Here is a 21,761-nt window from a genome sequence, read left to right as displayed (position 1 = left end):
AAGACGTCATACGATATCTAGTACTGTCTCGTGGGCTCGGATATGTGTATAAGATACAGACATATACTATATAATAATGTAAAACATTTTAAACACTCAATTAAAACATCAAATTAATTGTTAAAATTCAACTTCATTCATAGTTTCATTATTCCAAGCCCGTCATATTTTTTATCCAAGTTTTCCATAACTTTTAATATTCTTTTTTACTCACTTTTTATCAACTTTCCTATCACACTACAAGCCATATCCTTAAGAAATCTTTCAAATGTATCAATTAACTTTTTGTAACCTTTCATTATAAAGCAATAATCTAAAACGTCAGTCATAAATACAATTATGTCTTTCAACCGATAAGGTTTCAATTCCTCGCTAGATATTCTAAAGCCTCCTGTTTCTATACCGTCTTTGTATAGTTCTTTACAGTTTCAATTCCTCATAGGTAATCTAAAATCCTATGTATATGAGTCTGTGGGAGTATTTAACATTTAATTTCAATTCCTCATAGGTAATCTAAAATCTTTCGTGTGGATCAAGAAAAATAAAAGGAATAGAGATACATTTCAATTCCTCATAGGTAATCTAAAATCCAATTACACCTTGTATGTCTGATACCTTTATTTTAGATTTCAATTCCTCATAGGTAATCTAAAATCGTCCCATCATATCCCCAATTTCTTGTTGCCTATATCCAATTTCAATTCCTCATAGGTAATCTAAAATCTTATCTAGCATTTCAAACTTCAAATTAGGATTTTCAGATTTCAATTCCTCATAGGTAATCTAAAATCAATATACTGGTATTTGCTTTTATATTAGCAGATATATTTCAATCCTCATAGGTAATCTAAAATCTTATGGATACAAGAAAAAAAACAGTATTCTTTGATATATTTCAATTCCTCATAGGTAATCTAAAATCATATAGAGCATATAGAAGGTTTAAAAACTGAAATAGAATTTCAATTCCTCATAGGTAATCTAAAATCGTATATGGGACTACTTAACGTTTATAAAGGGAATTAAATTTCAATTCCTCATAGGTAATCTAAAATCTAAACAATTTGCAAGATGATATGATGAATTATGCAAATTTCAATTCCTCATAGGTAATCTAAAATCTTTGTTAGATGAAATTATTGATTCTGGAGAGAAAGATTTCAATTCCTCATAGGTAATCTAAAATCAGTTTCAAGATGATAATAATAAATTTGCATTATATGATTTCAATTCCTCATAGGTAATCTAAAATCTACAATATCTGATAACGATATGAAAAACATATTAAGATTTCAATTCCTCATAGGTAATCTAAAATCTGTATAAGTTTTACTTCTTCTCTTAAATCTATTAAATCAATTTCAATTCCTCATAGGTAATCTAAAATCTTGACAGATGTGGCAGGTTCTCGGTTGGGGATTTAGATTTCAATTCCTCATAGGTAATCTAAAATCCTAAAAGGGTTAGAGGATCTTTGAGGGAGATGAAGATTTCAATTCCTCATAGGTAATCTAAAATCAAATCTACAAAATCCAATTTTAAACTTTGTAAATTTCAATTCCTCATAGGTAATCTAAAATCGGACGATATTGTGTTGCTGTACCTTGTTTTTTGCCGGAATTTCAATTCCTCATAGGTAATCTAAAATCATTCTCCCGTCTCGATATAAACCCTTAAGCCCATATTTATTTCAATTCCTCATAGGTAATCTAAAATCTTTGTATAATATTTTAATTCCAATGAGAGATAATGAATTTCAATTCCTCATAGGTAATCTAAAATCTTGAAGTATCAAAAGAGTTTTATCGTAAGGCTAAAGAATTTCAATTCCTCATAGGTAATCTAAAATCGATGAAATTTATTGTGAAGATGGAAGAGTATATTTATTTCAATTCCTCATAGGTAATCTAAAATCGTGGGGGCATATAAAAGGTGGAGAAGAAGATCCTGATTTCAATTCCTCATAGGTAATCTAAAATCTCGGTTATGTCTATATGGTCTAAATAATCCTGCATAAATTTCAATTCCTCATAGGTAATCTAAAATCAGGGGTCCCGGCAGATATAATTCTGGATGATCATGAATTTCAATTCCTCATAGGTAATCTAAAATCCAGATGCTACGGTAGAAAGGCCTATATGGAATGGAAATTTCAATTCCTCATAGGTAATCTAAAATCAAAAACAAGAAAGGAGGCAAAAGTATGGAACAACTTTATTTCAATTCCTCATAGGTAATCTAAAATCTAAATGTGGAAGATTTGATAGAAAAGGGAAAAACAAAATTTCAATTCCTCATAGGTAATCTAAAATCGCAGATGATTGAATGTGACCGTTATGGTTCTAAAAGATTTCAATTCCTCATAGGTAATCTAAAATCTTTGTAATTGTTCTCACCTCTTTTCAAGCATAAAAAATTTCAATTCCTCATAGGTAATCTAAAATCAAAAATTGGAAAGAGAAGTAACTAAAAAGTTAGGTATATTTCAATTCCTCATAGGTAATCTAAAATCCCTGTGCTGAATAATTTTTTATAAAAAACAGTGGGATTTCAATTCCTCATAGGTAATCTAAAATCATAGTTTTCAATTTTGATCGTCAACTTTATACAAAATTTCAATTCCTCATAGGTAATCTAAAATCTGACAAGCCAATCTAACATAACCAAAACCACTCCCAATTTCAATTCCTCATAGGTAATCTAAAATCATGAATACGGTGAAGCTTTCTCTGAGAACAGGGAAAATTTCAATTCCTCATAGGTAATCTAAAATCTATCCCATTTATGGACAATATACCGCAATAAGCAGATTTCAATTCCTCATAGGTAATCTAAAATCAAGAGACTGCAAAACATTTAACTAGATATCAATTTAATTTCAATTCCTCATAGGTAATCTAAAATCTATTTTCCCTTCCTTCCTTAATCTATTTAATTTTAGAATTTCAATTCCTCATAGGTAATCTAAAATCTTTAATTACAAATTGGTTCTTATCAAAGTCAAACTTAATTTCAATTCCTCATAGGTAATCTAAAATCGTATTTCCCATCCTCTTTTACAATGAGAGGTGCATAAATTTCAATTCCTCATAGGTAATCTAAAATCAGATGATAGCAATATCATTGAGGCTGATGCAGAGGTATTTCAATTCCTCATAGGTAATCTAAAATCCTAAATTCAAACAATCCTCTCCATGTAGGATTTATAATTTCAATTCCTCATAGGTAATCTAAAATCAAAATACGCCACCTTTTATGTTGGTGAATGTAAGTAAATTTCAATTCCTCATAGGTAATCTAAAATCTGTAATTGAAAATGAGAGTTATACAACTTCTATTTGAATTTCAATTCCTCATAGGTAATCTAAAATCGGAAAAATGATTTCTTCTATGGTTTCAATACAATATTATTTCAATTCCTCATAGGTAATCTAAAATCAGATAGAATTAAATTTTGTAGGATAATAAGGAAATTGAATTTCAATTCCTCATAGGTAATCTAAAATCTATAGAAAATGGGCTTATAGAAATAATAGATGATGGATATTTCAATTCCTCATAGGTAATCTAAAATCAGTTCCTAAAAAAGAAACAGAATTATAATTTAAAGATATTTCAATTCCTCATAGGTAATCTAAAATCAGTAAGTTGGTATGAATTTAGGAGGCAATTAGAATAATTTCAATTCCTCATAGGTAATCTAAAATCTTGAGCATTATAGTCTATTGTTTTGGCTACATTGGGGATTTCAATTCCTCATAGGTAATCTAAAATCATAGCTGAAACACATACCACAGGGATAAACTGTTTTAATTTCAATTCCTCATAGGTAATCTAAAATCATCAATTCGCAAAATAAGAAGCAGCCATGTTTTGAACTATTTCAATTCCTCATAGGTAATCTAAAATCTGCAAGTTTTCACCTATTTCTAACCCCATTGATCGAGATTTCAATTCCTCATAGGTAATCTAAAATCAGAAAGGGTGTAGCCTCTAGGCTATGCCCTTTTCCATAATTTCAATTCCTCATAGGTAATCTAAAATCTCATCGAGTATAGAATACATCAGCTTGTCCAAAATTGCAATATCCAGGAAAATCTATGGAAGAATTTCAAAAATCAATCTCAGGCCGCAAATTAACTGGAAACATAAAAATTGTCGACCTCCGGTAATTTTTACTCTATTTAGGGTCGACAACATAAAATTTAATACAGATCTAAAACATTTTTTAATTAATCTCATGTTAAGGTTCAGCACTCCCTCATAGCCGATATATCCTGCTGCGCCAAAATTTAAATACATCTCATGTTATGGTTCAGCGTCGTAAAATAGCCATTCTTTATTTTTATTATATGCCTTAAAGCCGCATAAATAAAGAATTTCTCTGAAAATTTTCCAGACATTTTTAGTTTTCTGGAATAACTATGAAAAAAGCAGCATAAAACGTTGTAAGTCAACGATTTTTGCTGTTTTTATTTATAAATTAGGTTGGAAAATAAGTCTACAATATTTTGCAGAATAATTGTGCAAAAACATAAAAAACTTAATGTACAGTAACTTACTTACATTCTGTTCACGTTTCATTCATAGTCTCAAGGAATAGCCTACCATTAATAGCTTATTTCTTTATCTCTATGCATCCAAATCCTTGAGAATTTTTGGACCCTATGCCCGCATTATAAGCTATATCCATAAGTTCTTTTGAGCCTTCAATTAAAAATTCTCCATCCCACCCCTTTATAACATAATCCTTGTAAATAACTACTCTTTCCCTTAGTTTTTTTATGTTAAGAGGGCTTATGGAAAAATCATCTTTTACAGGCAGCTTGTCATAATAAGCTTCATACTTATGTATTAAATTTCTTCTTATAAGCTCACTAAATTCACGTTCTAAGGGATTATAATAATAAGTTTTATTTCCGGCATAATTTTTGAAAGTACTGTACATGACTATTGGAGACTTTGTGTAGACTTCCTCTCTCTCAGAAATCTTATTATTTACTGTCTCAATTGAATCCACCCTCACTATATTGCTGCCAAACTTAAAATTATCCTTTTCTATAACATTTAATGCCAGATAACTCAAGAACTTATTTTCCAAAGATGAAATAGTAAAATGTGCATTGTCAAAAAAATCTATAGTTTTTCTTTCCCTGTTTATATTAAATTTCCCATATATTTTAGAAAACGTAAACAGCTTGTACTTCCTTTTTCCCACCTTATATCCACAGTCATGTATAAATTTTTGATAATTCTTATCTCCAAGCCAGTTTAATATAACTGCCTGGAGTATGTTATTGTAATGTATAGGCAGGCTTAACTTTTCTTTAAATCCTAAATTTATATTTAACCTCATACTCTTTCAACTCCAATTATTAAATCATATTTTAAAGCTCTCTTATCAAATAAACCTAATGTTTATTACCCGCATCCCCAATATGTCCATCAATTCAAGTATAGCTCACTATGCTAAATATAATCAAATAAAAGATTCAACTTATAATCATATTAGCAGCAGAAGTGTACTATTCAAGCTTTTATTCAATTATTGGCTCCATCTTTCCAATAACACAGCTATATTTTTTATCATATCATGTCCTTCTTCTTTATTTAAATGACTGCCTATCATGCAAAAGCTTAAAGTACATACTCCTGAATACGTAGAAACAGCCAGCTGAAATTGTGGAACTCTTCTGAAGCTCCCTGTTAACATACAATGTAAAATTGCATTGTCTTCAAAATAAAATTGCTGGTCGAGAATGCCAAAATTAGTATAGGAAACCGGCTGAACATGGTAATGATTCGAAATTATCCAGCGGACAAGAAAAATAGGAAGTTTGTGATAAATTGACTGCAGCTTTGGAATTGACTTGAAAAATGTCTTTCTGTCCTTTAAATCTATTATATGATTGTGAATTTTTCGAGCAATAGTAAAAATATCATCATTGTTTTCAACTGAAATTATCAATCCATATTCTCCTGTCAAATTGGCAATACGCGGTGATTGAGAAGTAAAAAATTGCCTCAAATCAATTGGACATGGAAGCGATATTTTTGTCAATCCTGTTTTTCGTGATAAAGTAATAATATATGCAGCCATAATTACATCATTAATAGTTAGGCAATATTCTTTAGCTCTTTGGTGGATTTTTAAAAATTTATCTCTTGATATCTCAATGTAATCAATGAATTTCTTCAAAATAGGATCTTCATTTGTAAATGGTACAGTCAAAATATTATCAGGCAGATCCATTTTTGATTTATATTCTCTATTATTGCCGAGCAGTGTTTTTACAATAGATTCACTTGAACGCTGGTTATGAAAATTCGAGATTAATTTTTTATGGTTATAATTATTAGCCAGTAAATAAAGAAATTCTTTAAAACCCGAACCATCTGTGAATATATGACTCATCACTATGTAAATCATAGGTTCCGGTATATTTTTTATAAAAATTTTAAGCTGGGTATCTCTAAGAAAATCAATTGGCTGCTGCGGAGGATCATCATTTTCTCCCAATTGGACAACTACTGTGTGCTTCAATTTTGATGAATAAACCCATCGATTTTTTGCAGGTTGATAATAACATAAGATTTCGGGAATTTGCACACTTGTAAGTTCAACAGTTTTCTTAAGACGGTTGACATTAACAGGTGAAGATAATTTTACCATACAGGAAATGATAGTATGCATCTCTTTAAATGCTACCGTATGTAACATATCCATTGGTTCACCTTTATAATAATGCCGTTTTCTCATATAAGTTCCCTTCAAACATTTTATTTTTCCTCATAGGTAATCTAAAATCATGCATTGTCTTTTACAACGCCAGTGCCACCAAGGAGAGTTTCAATTCCTCATAGGTAATCTAAAATCAAGGGTACTCTGGATAAGGTCAAAGAGGCACTTGAAGGTTTCAATTCCTCATAGGTAATCTAAAATCTAAATATCAAACAGAGCAACAAAATGCTTATTTAAGTTTCAATTCCTCATAGGTAATCTAAAAACGTAAACTTCCTGCATTTGTTCATTAGCATCATCATAGTTTCAATTCCTCATAGGTAATCTAAAAACGCTCGCTCCTTGTCTGACCTTATTCGACCTTCGTTGTTTCAATTCCTCATAGGTAATCTAAAAACTTTGGGGGCAGTGTTCCCAGTATACCTAGTGTACAAGTGTTTCAATTCCTCATAGGTAATCTAAAAACATTAGGAATAGAGCACGAACAAGATGCTGGATACGGGTTTCAATTCCTCATAGGTAATCTAAAAACTGATAAAGTATATGCATCTATTGGAAGACAGTTGGAGTTTCAATTCCTCATAGGTAATCTAAAAACTTCTATATGTTTTAAAGAAGAACCAGAAAAAATATGTTTCAATTCCTCATAGGTAATCTAAAAACCTTCATCACCGTAAGCACTTTCTATCCCTTCATATTGAGTTTCAATTCCTCATAGGTAATCTAAAAACCTGCTCTATCAAATGCTTATAGAGGAGATAGTTTTAGTTTCAATTCCTCATAGGTAATCTAAAAACTCCCATCAAAATACTGCTATTTTCACGTTATAAAAAGTTTCAATTCCTCATAGGTAATCTAAAAACGGTTGTCTGCGGCACTCGCAATTACAGGGCAACCATGTTTCAATTCCTCATAGGTAATCTAAAAACCGCAGCAGTTCTATAGTTAGTGTATTAATAAAATAAGTTTCAATTCCTCATAGGTAATCTAAAAACAGATATGGAAGAACATATGAAATTATTGCCAAATGGGTTTCAATTCCTCATAGGTAATCTAAAAACCTAATATTATTATATCTCACTTTGTAAAGATTTTAAGTTTCAATTCCTCATAGGTAATCTAAAAACGGGCTATATACGTTCCCAATATAAGGCTATTAGGTTTCAATTCCTCATAGGTAATCTAAAAACTGAATGGAGAAAGGTAAGACAATATATAAACATAAAGTAGTTTCAATTCCTCATAGGTAATCTAAAAACCTTTTTTCATTTTTCACAATAATACACTCCTTTTTATGTTTCAATTCCTCATAGGTAATCTAAAAACTATCTAATAGGCTTATGTTAAATACGAAAAGAAGGAGGGTTTCAATTCCTCATAGGTAATCTAAAAACAAAGAGCAAAGTACAAACATATCAAGATGTATTTAAGTTTCAATTCCTCATAGGTAATCTAAAAACAGAAAGGCAACTTAGGTGAAGTATTGTATGATGCAGAGTTTCAATTCCTCATAGGTAATCTAAAAACGTGGGGGCTGACTATGAATTGTCAGATAATAGAGATGTTTCAATTCCTCATAGGTAATCTAAAAACGGCGGTAAGGGCGAGGCGATATATTTTTGCCTTTTTAAGTTTCAATTCCTCATAGGTAATCTAAAAACTAAAAGATGCAAAGAAAATAAAATTTGGTAAGCAAAGTTTCAATTCCTCATAGGTAATCTAAAAACATTTAGATAAGCATCCTAAATTTAAATCTTATAAAAAGTTTCAATTCCTCATAGGTAATCTAAAAACCCCTGGGCATTTTGCGCCTTCCCTTTGGTGTTTCCTTGTTTCAATTCCTCATAGGTAATCTAAAAACCATGAGGTTAGCGCTTAAATCATTGTGCCATTTTGAAAGTTTCAATTCCTCATAGGTAATCTAAAAACAGAATATATCAGAGACATAGAAGAATTAAAAATAGATGTTTCAATTCCTCATAGGTAATCTAAAAACCATGGGCTATACCAATTTTAGAAAACAGGATGAATTTGTTTCAATTCCTCATAGGTAATCTAAAAACTGTCCGGACATAATTGAATTATGGAACAAACTTGTGTTTCAATTCCTCATAGGTAATCTAAAAACACTACAAGAATAGAAAAAAAGAAAAATGGTTTTTGTAGTTTCAATTCCTCATAGGTAATCTAAAAACAAGCTTTTGGGGCATTATTAATTCCCTTTATAAACGTGTTTCAATTCCTCATAGGTAATCTAAAAACGCCATTGCTGGTCAGAATCATTTCGTTTTTCTTGAAGGTTTCAATTCCTCATAGGTAATCTAAAAACACACTCCTTTGATTTTTGATTTAATTCTTCTACATCAGTTTCAATTCCTCATAGGTAATCTAAAAACAAGATATGCAGTATCATTTACTATTTTATATTTAAGTTTCAATTCCTCATAGGTAATCTAAAAACAAAGACGATTTAAAAACAATGATCGGTAATAGTCAGATGTTTCAATTCCTCATAGGTAATCTAAAAACTTTTTTCACTACAATACTCTATTTCTTCCAACCTGTGTTTCAATTCCTCATAGGTAATCTAAAAACACAAGTGAAGAATATGCAACATAATCATAAATTAGGTTTCAATTCCTCATAGGTAATCTAAAAACTGTAAATATGCCTTATTCGTATTTCTGAACAAAACTGTGTTTCAATTCCTCATAGGTAATCTAAAAACGAGTTGCAATAACCACTATGAGGAAAGAAGATCCAGGTTTCAATTCCTCATAGGTAATCTAAAAACTAGGAGAGGAACTAAAATCTGATTACAAAGTGATGGAGTTTCAATTCCTCATAGGTAATCTAAAAACCAATCAAACAAAGCATACATCAGCTTGTACAAAATTGCAATATCTAAGAAAGTTTTTGGAAGAATTTCAAAAACCAATCTCAAGTCGCAAGTTAACTGGAAACATAAAAATTGTCGACCCCCGGTAATTTTTACTCTATTCAGGGTCGACAACAAAAGTTACCTCAAGTGATTCTTAGGTTCAGATGGAGTTTGCTAATAAGGATTACTTTCCTCCACCTGAACTTTATTAACAGTATTCTTAGTGCCTTTAGCACTTAAAATACGTTATCCTTTAGGGGAAGAACCCAGGCGCGTAGCAGTGCTTATCTCCCACTTTGAGAAGCTGGAGAGTATTAGCAAATGGTAGCGTTCGGATAAAAACAAGCCTCAGTTAAATTTTTAATACAATTATACAAGTTCAAAATCCCGCTGTAAATAAGGACCATCAATCAACTGACGGCCAGTTCTGTCATATACCTTTAAAAACAGGCGGTAAATTTTTAAATCCCTTGGTGGTCAAAGCAAGATATACAGCTCCCACTATAAGCCATATGAAGCCAACCTTCAAGGTCAGGTGAGATAAATGAATCCATAGATAAAAACATATTATAAACCCCAAAGCTGAAATTATCAAGTTACGAAAAATCTTTTTCTCTCTTTTTGTAAAAAAGTAATATACAATAACTGAAAGATTTACACACATGAAGTCGGCAAGGCCGCCAAAATTCATCAATTCTGCAATCGTGGAAATAGGCAGAAGCAGTGCACCTACAATACTTATGGAACACATAAGCATGATATTATAAACAGGCGTGTTGAATTTAGGATGAAGATGGGTAAAAAACTTTTCCGGGAGCACCTGATCACGCCCCATTCCAAACATAAGCCTGGAGGCACTTGACTGCCCTGTGAGTCCCGCTGTTAAAGTAGATATTATAACTGCCACTGTATACAAAGTTGCCATTGCAGGACCACCAGCCTTTTTGGCTATATCAAACAAAGCTGCATCACTTGAGGGAAATGTAGTAACATCCGGCCACAGAAGCTGTGCTGCATAAGCTTGCACTATAAAAAGTATTCCACATATAAAGCAGGATAATATAGCTGCTTTCCACATATCCCGTCTGGGATCTATTGCTTTCTCTGAGAGTGTGGTTATGGAGTCAAAACCCAGAAAAGAAAAACAGGCCATTGCAGCACCTGAGATTATAAGTGTAGTAGAAAAATTCTCACTGTCAAAGAAGGGTTTTATAGAAATTAAAGTTCCCTCTCCCGCCCCCTGAGAAACAGCTTTAAAACAGGAAACAATAAACACAATTACTACGATTCCCATAAATAAAACCAGAATATTGTTGGTTTTAGCTGCCAATTCTATGCCCACTATATTTATTGCAGTAATAACAGCCGCAATTATGAGCACCCAAACCCAATATGGGATGGACGGCACACACTGCAGTAGATCTGGTTCATTATAGTCAGTTCCGCATCATGAAGCTCTTTTGTGGCAGCACAACAGCCGTCTTCGGGAAGTATCACCTCAAAGCCTGCATCTGCAAGGCTCCTTACTGTAGATGCCACGCATTGATCTGTAACAACTCCAGTACATATCACATATTCAATGCCCATGTTTCTCAAAATTCTTTCATAATTGGAGCCATAAAGTACACTGTCAGTGGTTTTTTCAACTACAATTTCATCTTTTAAAGGCTTGAGTTCATCTATAATCTCAGCCCCATAAGTTCCAACAGGAAGAAGTATATTATTCCATCCAGGTCTTCTCTGTACAGGAGATCTGTCCCTTCCATCCTTATGGTAACAGGCTATCCTCCCATAAGTGACTTCCATTTTATTTTTTCTAAAAAAATCCAAAAGTTTTTTATTATTTGGAATAACAGTATTCTCTAAACGATCATAAAAATATTTCCAGCTGTCCCACATTCCTTTCTCTTTGGCAATCCTGGCATCTCCAAAATCCTTCTTCACAAACTGATTCTGCATGTCCACAATAAGAAGTGCAGTCTTTTCTGGATCAGGTTTAACCAAATTGCCCTCAGCAGGAACAAATTCATAATACAAAGTTTTATTTTCCATAAATATTCATCCTCCATAATTCTTCACAGTTTTAATAGCTTGATAATTTCACATAATATTACTGTATAACTTTACTTCATTAAAATATAGCAGTTTTTTAAGTACCTATCAAGTATCTGCCCCGTACCACAGAATCCCATTTTAAAAGGAATTTATATTATTTCTAATCATTTATACTCCAGTATAAAAACAGAGGCTTAGGAAAACCTATACTTAGGGAGGCGATATATTTATGCATAATAAAATAAAAAACAACAATAAAAAAGAAAATGGTAAATTTAAAAAGAAGCATATAAATCACGATCCTCAAGCTGAAAGCTCAAGAGCAAAATTCAGCTCTCCATCGGAAAAACACTTAGATTAACCTCTAAAAATCAATAGTTTATAATATTAAGAATAATTCCATATTTTATGGATATATTACTAATTGATAAATTCTTTCATTTTATTAGTCCTATAACTCAGTACCTCCAGCTTCTCGATATGCTCCTCCTTATGATAAAAGGGAAGCATATCATTGGGCTGGGGGTTATTTTTATTAACTATACATAATAAAAAATAAAGCCCCGTTTCCGGGGCAATAACTACTGCTTTACCTATGCTGTACTTGAGTAATTGGTCTTGGTACTGCTTTATGTGCTACCTTTGGTGCTACTTTATGCTTTGACTTATTTATCGGTTTTACTACTCCTTTGTGAACTGGCTTCGGTGCTGCTTTGCGAACTGGCTTTGGCGCTATATTGCGAACTGGCTTCGGTGCTGCTTTGCGTACCACCTTATGGACTGCTATAGGTGCCTTAGTAGGACACGCTTGAACCGTTGTAGCAAATCCTGTACTTAAAAATAATGGTGCAATAACCATAGCAGCTGATATTACTTTGTATTTCATCTTTAACATTTTCTTGTACCTCCTGAATTAAATTATTTAAAGTTAAATTTAACTTTAAATATAGTATATATACCCACTATGGTTAAAGAATGTAATAACATTGTTATTTTCGTGTGATAAGAATTATTTTTGTCACTCGTTCTCCTCTTCCTCTAACATTCACTCATAGGACTTTCCTTTATAGTATTAAAAAAGAGCTCCAAAAAATTTGGAACTCTTACACAATTATAACCAATTTGTATTCAATCATCTGATTCTCACTCATATTATCTAAACCTATATTTTTTTAAAGGTATTATCATATTTCTGTAGAATTATCACTTTATAAAAGGAGGTGATAATTATGAGCACGGATTTTGCCAAGATAAAAGCTACAATCGAAGATAAAATAAACAAAAAATTTATAAGTACCGACCTTAGCGACCAAGAAATAGAAATGATTAAGCAAATCCAGTTATATTCACTTGATATAGTTATTGACGTTCTAAAAGAGTACGAAACTTCTCAAACTTGTCATCCGTATTACCCACTGCGTTTCGAGTAATAACTTCACTATCTAGTTTAGTTTCTTTAGACTTCTCTTAAATGTGTTTCTTACTTCTATCTTTCAAATTTTCATTTATAAGATAATTTCAATTACTAGTGCTAATCATTAAAAAAATATTATTATTCTATAAAATATACTAAATTTAAACATTATAAACCTCAACTAAGATAAGCACCCATCATTTAGGGTGCTTATCTTACATCACATCTTTAAAAAGGAGTCTAAATTTACATAGAATCTTGTTGTGGTTGCATTTAAGTTTAACGTGCCCTGCAACCACAGACACTAATATACACCTGTAACTATTTTTAAAGAGAATGATTAATTTATGTAAACTAAGGTTATCCCTTAGAATATTTATAATTATATAGAATATTTGTTACATCCCAATGTCTCATTCATAAACTATTTGTAAACATCATAAAAATAAGCATCCTAAATGACAGATGCTTATTTTGTGTGATTAAACTAAGGGAGATCTATTGACTAGATATTCTATGGTGGTTGCATTTAAGTTTATAGTGTCCTGCAGCCACAGACACTGCCTTGGTAATTACCATTACTTTTTTCTCTTGTATATGTAAACACATTATTTTTCACTTTCGCTAAGGTTTATTTCCCTAGGACACTTATAAGTATATATGATTTTTATTACGGCTTAGTGTCACTCAAGTTAACTATTTGTAAATATTATGAAATTTTAAAGACAATCTGCTTTTTATCTATATTTGCCTCACAATTTTTACGGACTTAAATTTTATTAAATCATACTTTTTCAACACTTTTATCTTCTTTAACCCAAAATAATATAATGTTCAATTTTCTTATTACTGGCTGAATTTTAGCAATTCTATCCCTATGTTCCTCATTGTCTGGAAATGCCATCGCTACTTCCGTGTTGGGTCCATGATACTTTGAAATAGTTTCACAAGTTTTCAATAAAGCATTAGCAACGTGATCTTTAACTTGATTACCATTAAACGGTTTGCCATATCTGTTTGTTGTTAATTTAGAACTTGTACCACCTTTAGCCTCGATGTAGATTTTAATACCATTTTTTTCTCCAACTATATCTATTCCTTTCTGAATGGTATTTAATTTTTGATTTATCGTATATCCTTCATTTTCAATTGCCTTACACGTTGCATCAACAACATCATTTTCTGTCAACATCATTATTTCCCATTTTATGATAAAATAAATTAATTACAGATATTTTCATATCATGAGAATCTCTATATTATCTTATACAAAACTTTTAAATTTTGTATATTATAATACACTTTATAACAAAAATAAGCCTCAGCTTAAATAAATAACCCGAGGCTAAATTTATTGTGCTGGTTGTACTGGATGCGCAGGAGCTGTTACACTAGCTGTGCTTTGTGCAGGAGCCACAGTAACTAATTACTTCTTCGACTGTTTTAATAATAGCCTCTATGCTCGGAAACATGCTTGGGAATTTGGCCTCTTTATTTTCAACAAATATTACCCCATCTTCTTTAAGTATTTTCACATTTCTTTGTACACTTGGTTTACTGTACATTGTCGGGTTAATATGAGTTGCAAAAACAATAGGCGAATTTGTTGATAATAGATTTGTAGTAAGAAGATTATCTGCTATTCCATTTGCTGCCTTTCCAATGGTATTAGCAGAAGCTGGTGCAACAAGCATTAAATCAGATTTAAACGACAGTGACTGATGATTCATATCATAAGCCTTTGGAAGTTCAAACTGCTCAATCTGGATAGGCGTTCCTGCCTCTCTCTGTACCATAAGTGGTGTAACAAAATTAACTGCGTTTGTCGTCATAACTACATGTACCTGTGCACCACGCTTTCTCAATTCCCTAATTAACGTAATTGATTGGTATGCTGGGCTACATGCCGTGATTCCTAAAGTTATTATTTTTCCTGATAACATATTTACTCCTCCATTTTCATATAATTTTATCTGTACTTATTAAAATTCGAATCAATAATCTTTGTGATCTGGTGAAAGATAACTTATCTCAAAGTTAATAATAATCTCATTTCTAAAAATAGCATTTACTTCTACAAATTAATATTATCATATTTTTTAATATTTATGGCAAAAAATAAAAAAAGCTACCTCTAGCTGCTATTTTGCTCTGTATTCTATGATAATCTCCTCCTATTTAAGTAAAATCATATTTGCTGTATTATCCAAGTCTTACATTTGATTTTCCAGTGGTTTAATATCACTAAAGATAAGAAAATTACCCTCCTTAATGCTATCTTCCTCAATTAATATTTTATCTTTGTTTTGGTCAATTATGTTTTGCTTTTCAGCACCATCTTTGTATTGAAATTTATACATTTTAGTTTCTCCTAATCTAACATAACAGTCGTATAATTATTATAATAGCTTATATCTAATTGCAATCTAAAATTCCTAGTATTCGAAACATACGACATATCAGAATTTTGCGCCCATGTACATATCTCTATTAGCTCCCTAGCATTTACTCCAAAATTTTGTGCTGCTGAAAACCAAGAGTCTGAACCAGTTTTTCAAGGTTTGCTCATTTATGCCTAAATCATTTGACACACTGTTTACAAATCTACCTTCTTCTACTACAAGCCTTACAGCATCTGCTCTGAATTCTGTATTATACTTCTTACCATTACCTGACATTTCTTATTTCCTCCATATGATTATTATAGCTAACTCATATATGTTCATCAATTCGAATATAGGCCAAATCCGCAATGTTGCAAGTTGTTGTACTTTAGTAATTTGGGGTTCAATTCCTAATAGGTAATCTAAAATGGGTACAACATACTGGGAAGGTGGACCAACATTACTGTTTCAATTCCTCATAGGTATCCTAAAATCATCAATCAAGTTGAAAAACACCCTGAATTATCTGCGTTTCAATTCCTCATAGGTATCCTAAAATCAAAGATGATTGAACACATATTCAAGATGGAAGATGTGTTTCAATTCCTTATAGGTATCCTAAAATCAACTTAAATGCACCACAGTACCACCAAAATATTCAAGTTTCAATTCCTTATAGGTATCCTAAAATCTTTTGGTGGTACTACTGACAGTGGTGGAAACTTGAGGTTTCAATTCCTTATAGGTATCCTAAAATCAAAAGCTACAGAAAGAAATAGAAAGGGCAAAAGCAGGTTTCAATTCCTTATAGGTATCCTAAAATCTATGCAAATTACCTTACCATGTTTCTTTTTAGGGGTGTTTCAATTCCTTATAGGTATCCTAAAATCAATTTAAGTAGCAGTGGCAACAGAGTAAAAGAATGTTGTTTCAATTCCTTATAGGTATCCTAAAATCAAGAGGTTAAAAGGACAATATGATGATTTAATTCAGTTTCAATTCCTTATAGGTATCCTAAAATCGGATTATTGAACGGCTGGATAAGGATAGAGCATGGCAGTTTCAATTCCTTATAGGTATCCTAAAATCGAACTATAGAATCGGAATTTGCGGGAGCGCTACCAGGTTTCAATTCCTTATAGGTATCCTAAAATCGACTACAGGAAATGTCACAGCTACTACGCAGCAATGTTGTTTCAATTCCTTATAGGTATCCTAAAATCAGCACTGGAAGTTACTCCTGATGAATTATTAGGTTGTTTCAATTCCTTATAGGTATCCTAAAATCAAAAATGGAGAGGCAATTAATCCTTCATTAGATACAAGTTTCAATTCCTTATAGGTATCCTAAAATCAGTTATAGACCCTGTTGCAGGTAGTGGAACAACATGTTTCAATTCCTTATAGGTATCCTAAAATCACCTGCCCGGGCTGGACAATATATATAATCCAATAGCGTTTCAATTCCTTATAGGTATCCTAAAATCTACAAGTAGAAACTGCACAAATACAGGATTTGGCAGGTTTCAATTCCTTATAGGTATCCTAAAATCATTGATGTTTTAATTTCTGATATATCTGCGCGAAATGAGTTTCAATTCCTTATAGGTATCCTAAAATCAAAATCTGCCACAATGAACCTATTCCCCTCCGTTGGAAGTTTCAATTCCTTATAGGTATCCTAAAATCAAACCTTCGGCGTAACGCAACCCAGTATTTATTAGCAGGTTTCAATTCCTTATAGGTATCCTAAAATCCGGCCATTTTCGCTTTTATGCTTGCTATTTTTTCATGTTTCAATTCCTTATAGGTATCCTAAAATCCTAATTCTCCACCATCTACCACAGCTAAAACTTCGGGAAGTTTCAATTCCTTATAGGTATCCTAAAATCTACAGTAGTTCCTATAGTTCCATTAGGTATCAAGGGTTTCAATTCCTTATAGGTATCCTAAAATCTTTTCTTCACTGTCTCCACAACCAGATAACCCTAACATGTTTCAATTCCTTATAGGTATCCTAAAATCTTCACCACAGGGGAGAAGTAGAGATTGAGTATGCGTTTCAATTCCTTATAGGTATCCTAAAATCAAATAAATCGGATAGTTATGTAAGTTTAGTGGAAAAGTTTCAATTCCTTATAGGTATCCTAAAATCGGATATCTAACATACGGCGTAAGCGTCAAAGAACCGAGTTTCAATTCCTTATAGGTATCCTAAAATCGTACAGTACGTTATTTCTCCTTTCTAGCCGCACCCTAGTTTCAATTCCTTATAGGTATCCTAAAATCGTACAGAGGTTATTCCTGTTACTATATTTGGATTTATGTTTCAATTCCTTATAGGTATCCTAAAATCAGACCAGCTTTTAAACTTCTTCACAAGAAAATAGAATGTTTCAATTCCTTATAGGTATCCTAAAATCTGTCTGGTATTCCGCCTGTAACCATCATATTCGCGCGTTTCAATTCCTTATAGGTATCCTAAAATCCAAGTAATATTAACACAGGGCTGTTACAGGGGAAATGTTTCAATTCCTTATAGGTATCCTAAAATCCAAGCATGGACCAGAAGTATTTCACCATGCCAGAAGAAGTTTCAATTCCTTATAGGTATCCTAAAATCAGAGATATGAACCTCTATTATGTGCAGAGTGTTATAGTTTCAATTCCTTATAGGTATCCTAAAATCCAACACTCGGCAATGGTTTTTTAGTTAAACCTTTATTCGTTTCAATTCCTTATAGGTATCCTAAAATCCTTTCATGAAATTTTTATTCTTCCTTATCCCAACCCAAGTTTCAATTCCTTATAGGTATCCTAAAATCTTATAGATGCCGTTTTATAAATTCACAACATGATTGTTTCAATTCCTTATAGGTATCCTAAAATCAAAAACATTATTTACACTTCCTTTTGAGGATTTATCTGTTTCAATTCCTTATAGGTATCCTAAAATCAAATATAGTTTTTCAAGTCATCTGCTCTGTGCTCCAGTTTCAATTCCTTATAGGTATCCTAAAATCTAAAATAACCAATTAAGGAGGAATTTTGATGAAAAAGGGTTTCAATTCCTTATAGGTATCCTAAAATCCACATTGGATTTTGTACAAGTTTGGGGACTTAGGAAGGAGTTTCAATTCCTTATAGGTATCCTAAAATCAAAAAGCAAGCAAGGGTTCCCACTGAACAGGAAAGGGTTTCAATTCCTTATAGGTATCCTAAAATCGTTTCTACTGGCTTGCAGATCACATGGGATTAGATGTGTTTCAATTCCTTATAGGTATCCTAAAATCATGTTACACCGTCAGAAGAAACTTCTATAGAATATGAGTTTCAATTCCTTATAGGTATCCTAAAATCTATAATGAGGTTCCAAGTCAGGAGGCTTTTTTATAGTTTCAATTCCTTATAGGTATCCTAAAATCCCATCAAGTATAGAATACATCAGCATCTAGAAAAATGCAATATTCAGAAATATTCCTACAAAAGTTTTAAAAATTAATCTCAGGCGGCTAATTAACTACAAATATAAAAATCGTCGACCTCCGGTAACTTTTACTCTATTCAGGGTCGACGATAAAAATTTAATATAATTCTAAAACATTTTTTAAACTAATCTCATGTTAAGGTTCAACAAGAAGGGCGACGGGGAATATGTCGAAATCCCAGATTTAAATACATCTCATGTTAAGATTCAACAATAATGGGCATGAAGAAAAATTTGATAAAGAACAATTTAAATACATCTCATGTTAAGGTTCAACTTATAATGCCAGGAATGACCCCAAGATACTTGCTAATTTAAATACATCTCATGTTAAGGTTCAACAAAGATATCTAATGCAGAAAGAAGCCTAGGAGGGAATTTAAATACATCTCATGTTAAGGTTCAACCCTCGCTATTTCGCTGGGCAATTTGTTGTAACGCTCATTTAAATACATCTCATGTTAAGGTTCAACAAGAAGGAGAAGGAGCAAAGGCAGGTGTATAGTTAATTTAAATACATCTCATGTTAAGGTTCAACCTTAAGTCAAAAACCATCTCAAACACTTAATAATTATTTAAATACATCTCATGTTAAGGTTCAACGTATGTCGCCATTCTCTCAGTCTTGCCCTTGTATTATTTAAATACATCTCATGTTAAGGTTCAACATTTGGCAACTGTAATTGATGGCGTTGGTTCTAGTCTATTTAAATACATCTCATGTTAAGGTTCAACCTGGTATGCTGGAGGTAAATTCTCAACAGGTCTATAATTTAAATACATCTCATGTTAAGGTTCAACATAGTGGGACTTACAGGAACACCAGCACCTAACAGCTATTTAAATACATCTCATGTTAAGGTTCAACATATTGCTGACATTCTGGGGAGAGCTGAAGAACTTGATTTAAATACATCTCATGTTAAGGTTCAACGACCACACAAGGATGTATATAAGGAGTTGAATGGTTAATTTAAATACATCTCATGTTAAGGTTCAACTGTGGGAAGATTATAAATGCAGGTCAACGATATTGCCCATTTAAATACATCTCATGTTAAGGTTCAACGCTTTTGGAAAGAGTGGAAAAGGATTAAGACTAAGCAATTTAAATACATCTCATGTTAAGGTTCAACAGTGAAGGAAGGTGATAGCATGAAATTTATACCCTAATTTAAATACATCTCATGTTAAGGTTCAACCTGACCTGGAAGATTGTTTGGAATTGGAATGGGGATTTAAATACATCTCATGTTAAGGTTCAACAGTTAACGGTGGCAGGATCAGAAATCTACCTGAGCAATTTAAATACATCTCATGTTAAGGTTCAACAAATAAAAATACCAGTCAAAGTCCATTAAATCCCTATTTAAATACATCTCATGTTAAGGTTCAACATAAAGGAGTAGAATTTGAAGTTCGGGATAATAAATTTAAATACATCTCATGTTAAGGTTCAACACCGTGTGGCATTAAAACAATCCTATCTGTCATACCATTTAAATACATCTCATGTTAAGGTTCAACATTAAGGTGTAGAATTTGAAGTTCGTTATATTAAATTTAAATACATCTCATGTTAAGGTTCAACACCGTGTGGCATTAAAACAATCCTATCTGGCATACCATTTAAATACATCTCATGTTAAGGTTCAACAATCCGCCTATGGTGGGGAACGGCACGAATTAAAATTTAAATACATCTCATGTTAAGGTTCAACAGGTTATGTAAGGAAGCCAATATGGCACAATCCACATATTTAAATACATCTCATGTTAAGGTTCAACCTGCTTGAGGAAGCCAAGCGAACAGCAGACAAACATTTAAATACATCTCATGTTAAGGTTCAACATAACATCCAGAGTATCATCCATAAGTTCGGCGTCGGATTTAAATACATCTCATGTTAAGGTTCAACAAGCCCCCTGCATGGGATAAAACTGTATTCGTTACATTTAAATACATCTCATGTTAAGGTTCAACTCCTCATCTCCGACTTTATCATCCATCATAAAAGCCATTTAAATACATCTCATGTTAAGGTTCAACAATCAAATTCGCCTCGCTTATAGTTAAGCCATTGTCATTTAAATACATCTCATGTTAAGGTTCAACACGCTCGCGGAGCTGTAGGGCTTGACTATGAAACTAATTTAAATACATCTCATGTTAAGGTTCAACCATACGTAGATATATTTTTTCGAGTCCTTATTCTTTATTTAAATACATCTCATGTTAAGGTTCAACAGGTTCTTCATTGCTAGGCTTCTGATCTCGATCATCATTTAAATACATCTCATGTTAAGGTTCAACCAGGGAAATAAGACATATGCCAAAGGGGTTGAAAATAATTTAAATACATCTCATGTTAAGGTTCAACTAACGTAAAATAGCCATTCTTTATTTTTATTATAGGACTTAAAGTCGCATAAATAAAGCATTTCGGCGAAAGTTTTCCAGCTGTTTTTATTTTTTTAAGAGAAATAAAAACAGGTATCTCAATCCATTCCATTTCAAAACATTGAAACACTTTTAGAGTTTAATTTGGTTGGAAATCATTTTGCAACAAGTGGTTTACTTATAGTAAACTAATCACCACTTAGCTGCATCCAGAGGTACTTCAAGCTTGAAGTTGGAGTTTCCTGGAAAGAGAGCAGACTCCACGGAATATTTTTTTACCAACAGTAGTTTCTAGTTTCTCTTATTTTCCAAGTTATCCCTATAGTTTCTACGGTTCCTGTTTTCCTTACTTATGCTGTGGAGTGTAATCTCAGACTCTGGGTCAAAATATCCTCAT

Annotated in this window: 12 protein-coding genes and 3 CRISPR repeat arrays; of the genes, 3 read left to right on the top strand and 9 right to left on the bottom strand. The window is 32.2% G+C overall.

Annotation, left to right across the window (positions count from 1 at the left end; genetic code table 11):
• Positions 1 to 425 precede the first annotated feature (425 nt).
• Positions 426 to 4,045: direct repeats of the CRISPR family, unit length 30 nt; unit sequence ATTTCAATTCCTCATAGGTAATCTAAAATC.
• A gap of 573 nt (positions 4,046 to 4,618) precedes the next feature.
• From cas6 to J5G60_RS02085, 4 genes are all read right to left on the bottom strand, one after another.
• Positions 4,619 to 5,356, bottom strand: a complete 738-nt coding sequence (gene cas6, locus J5G60_RS02100; protein WP_150356309.1) for a CRISPR-associated endoribonuclease Cas6 — start codon at positions 5,354 to 5,356, stop codon at positions 4,619 to 4,621.
• Positions 5,357 to 5,545: 189 nt separating this feature from the next.
• Positions 5,546 to 6,721 carry a hypothetical protein gene (locus J5G60_RS02095; RefSeq protein WP_150356310.1) on the bottom strand — a complete coding sequence of 392 codons (1,176 nt, stop codon included), beginning with the start codon at positions 6,719 to 6,721 and terminating at the stop codon, positions 5,546 to 5,548.
• A 58-nt stretch (positions 6,722 to 6,779) separates the two neighbouring features.
• A CRISPR array of direct repeats spans positions 6,780 to 9,603; the repeat unit is 30 nt; unit sequence GTTTCAATTCCTCATAGGTAATCTAAAAAC.
• Between the two features lie 450 nt (positions 9,604 to 10,053).
• The gene (locus tag J5G60_RS02090; RefSeq protein WP_207707997.1) at positions 10,054 to 11,004 is read right to left on the bottom strand and encodes an APC family permease; all 951 of its coding nucleotides are present in this window, start codon (positions 11,002 to 11,004) and stop codon (positions 10,054 to 10,056) included.
• The gene (locus J5G60_RS02085; RefSeq protein ID WP_150356312.1) at positions 10,995 to 11,675 is read right to left on the bottom strand and encodes a cysteine hydrolase family protein; all 681 of its coding nucleotides are present in this window, start codon (positions 11,673 to 11,675) and stop codon (positions 10,995 to 10,997) included. Before J5G60_RS02085 ends, J5G60_RS02090 begins: the two co-directional genes overlap by 10 nt.
• A 232-nt stretch (positions 11,676 to 11,907) precedes the next feature.
• Here J5G60_RS02085 and J5G60_RS19005 point away from each other — a divergent pair, with 232 nt between their 5' ends.
• Complete coding sequence (locus J5G60_RS19005) at positions 11,908 to 12,039, top strand: CPC_1213 family protein (RefSeq protein ID WP_268905668.1); 132 nt, start codon at positions 11,908 to 11,910, stop codon at positions 12,037 to 12,039.
• A gap of 228 nt (positions 12,040 to 12,267) precedes the next feature.
• Here the strand turns inward: J5G60_RS19005 and J5G60_RS02080 are convergent, their stop codons facing one another.
• On the bottom strand, positions 12,268 to 12,573 hold the full coding sequence (locus J5G60_RS02080; protein ID WP_150356313.1) for a hypothetical protein: 306 nt from the start codon (positions 12,571 to 12,573) through the stop codon (positions 12,268 to 12,270).
• Positions 12,574 to 12,907: 334 nt separating this feature from the next.
• Between J5G60_RS02080 and J5G60_RS02075 the strand changes: the two genes are divergently transcribed.
• On the top strand, positions 12,908 to 13,108 hold the full coding sequence (locus J5G60_RS02075) for a hypothetical protein (protein WP_150356314.1): 201 nt from the start codon (positions 12,908 to 12,910) through the stop codon (positions 13,106 to 13,108).
• Between the two features lie 768 nt (positions 13,109 to 13,876).
• Here J5G60_RS02075 and J5G60_RS02070 read toward each other — a convergent pair.
• The 4 genes from J5G60_RS02070 to J5G60_RS02055 all read right to left on the bottom strand — a co-directional run bounded on the left by J5G60_RS02070 (position 13,877) and on the right by J5G60_RS02055 (position 15,770).
• Positions 13,877 to 14,281 carry a hypothetical protein gene (locus J5G60_RS02070; RefSeq protein ID WP_150356315.1) on the bottom strand — a complete coding sequence of 135 codons (405 nt, stop codon included), beginning with the start codon at positions 14,279 to 14,281 and terminating at the stop codon, positions 13,877 to 13,879.
• 202 nt (positions 14,282 to 14,483) lie between these two features.
• Positions 14,484 to 15,035 (bottom strand): flavoprotein, encoded by a 552-nt coding sequence (locus J5G60_RS02065; RefSeq protein ID WP_150356316.1) that lies wholly within the window; start codon positions 15,033 to 15,035, stop codon positions 14,484 to 14,486.
• Between the two features lie 270 nt (positions 15,036 to 15,305).
• The gene (locus tag J5G60_RS02060) at positions 15,306 to 15,452 is read right to left on the bottom strand and encodes a hypothetical protein (RefSeq protein ID WP_179978544.1); all 147 of its coding nucleotides are present in this window, start codon (positions 15,450 to 15,452) and stop codon (positions 15,306 to 15,308) included.
• A 138-nt stretch (positions 15,453 to 15,590) separates the two neighbouring features.
• Complete coding sequence (locus J5G60_RS02055) at positions 15,591 to 15,770, bottom strand: transposase (protein WP_150356317.1); 180 nt, start codon at positions 15,768 to 15,770, stop codon at positions 15,591 to 15,593.
• A 106-nt stretch (positions 15,771 to 15,876) separates the two neighbouring features.
• A CRISPR array of direct repeats spans positions 15,877 to 18,901; the repeat unit is 30 nt; unit sequence GTTTCAATTCCTTATAGGTATCCTAAAATC.
• 866 nt (positions 18,902 to 19,767) lie between these two features.
• On the opposite strand from J5G60_RS02055, the gene J5G60_RS19135 reads away from it, so the two are divergent.
• Positions 19,768 to 19,935, top strand: coding sequence for a hypothetical protein (locus tag J5G60_RS19135; protein WP_442870507.1), 168 nt, complete (start codon positions 19,768 to 19,770; stop codon positions 19,933 to 19,935).
• Positions 19,936 to 21,761: the final 1,826 nt, after the last annotated feature.

It is taken from the genome of Clostridium sp. HV4-5-A1G (assembly GCF_900184915.1).
GTDB lineage: Bacteria > Bacillota > Clostridia > Clostridiales > Clostridiaceae > Clostridium_B > Clostridium_B aromativorans.
The sequence above is the reverse complement of the archived record's forward strand: the minus strand, read 5'-3'. Positions and strand labels throughout refer to the sequence as shown.

Excerpts from the sequence above, each read along its gene's own strand:
- cas6 (WP_150356309.1), bottom strand. The coding sequence starts at position 5,356 with ATGAGGTTAAATATAAATTTAGGATTTAAAGAAAAGTTAAGCCTGCCT.
- J5G60_RS02095 (WP_150356310.1), bottom strand. The coding sequence starts at position 6,721 with ATGTTACATACGGTAGCATTTAAAGAGATGCATACTATCATTTCCTGT.
- J5G60_RS02085 (WP_150356312.1), bottom strand. The coding sequence starts at position 11,675 with ATGGAAAATAAAACTTTGTATTATGAATTTGTTCCTGCTGAGGGCAAT.
- J5G60_RS19005 (WP_268905668.1), top strand. The coding sequence starts at position 11,908 with ATGCATAATAAAATAAAAAACAACAATAAAAAAGAAAATGGTAAATTT.
- J5G60_RS02080 (WP_150356313.1), bottom strand. The coding sequence starts at position 12,573 with ATGTTAAAGATGAAATACAAAGTAATATCAGCTGCTATGGTTATTGCA.
- J5G60_RS02075 (WP_150356314.1), top strand. The coding sequence starts at position 12,908 with ATGAGCACGGATTTTGCCAAGATAAAAGCTACAATCGAAGATAAAATA.
- J5G60_RS02065 (WP_150356316.1), bottom strand. The coding sequence starts at position 15,035 with ATGTTATCAGGAAAAATAATAACTTTAGGAATCACGGCATGTAGCCCA.
- J5G60_RS02060 (WP_179978544.1), bottom strand. The coding sequence starts at position 15,452 with ATGTATAAATTTCAATACAAAGATGGTGCTGAAAAGCAAAACATAATT.
- J5G60_RS02055 (WP_150356317.1), bottom strand. The coding sequence starts at position 15,770 with ATGTCAGGTAATGGTAAGAAGTATAATACAGAATTCAGAGCAGATGCT.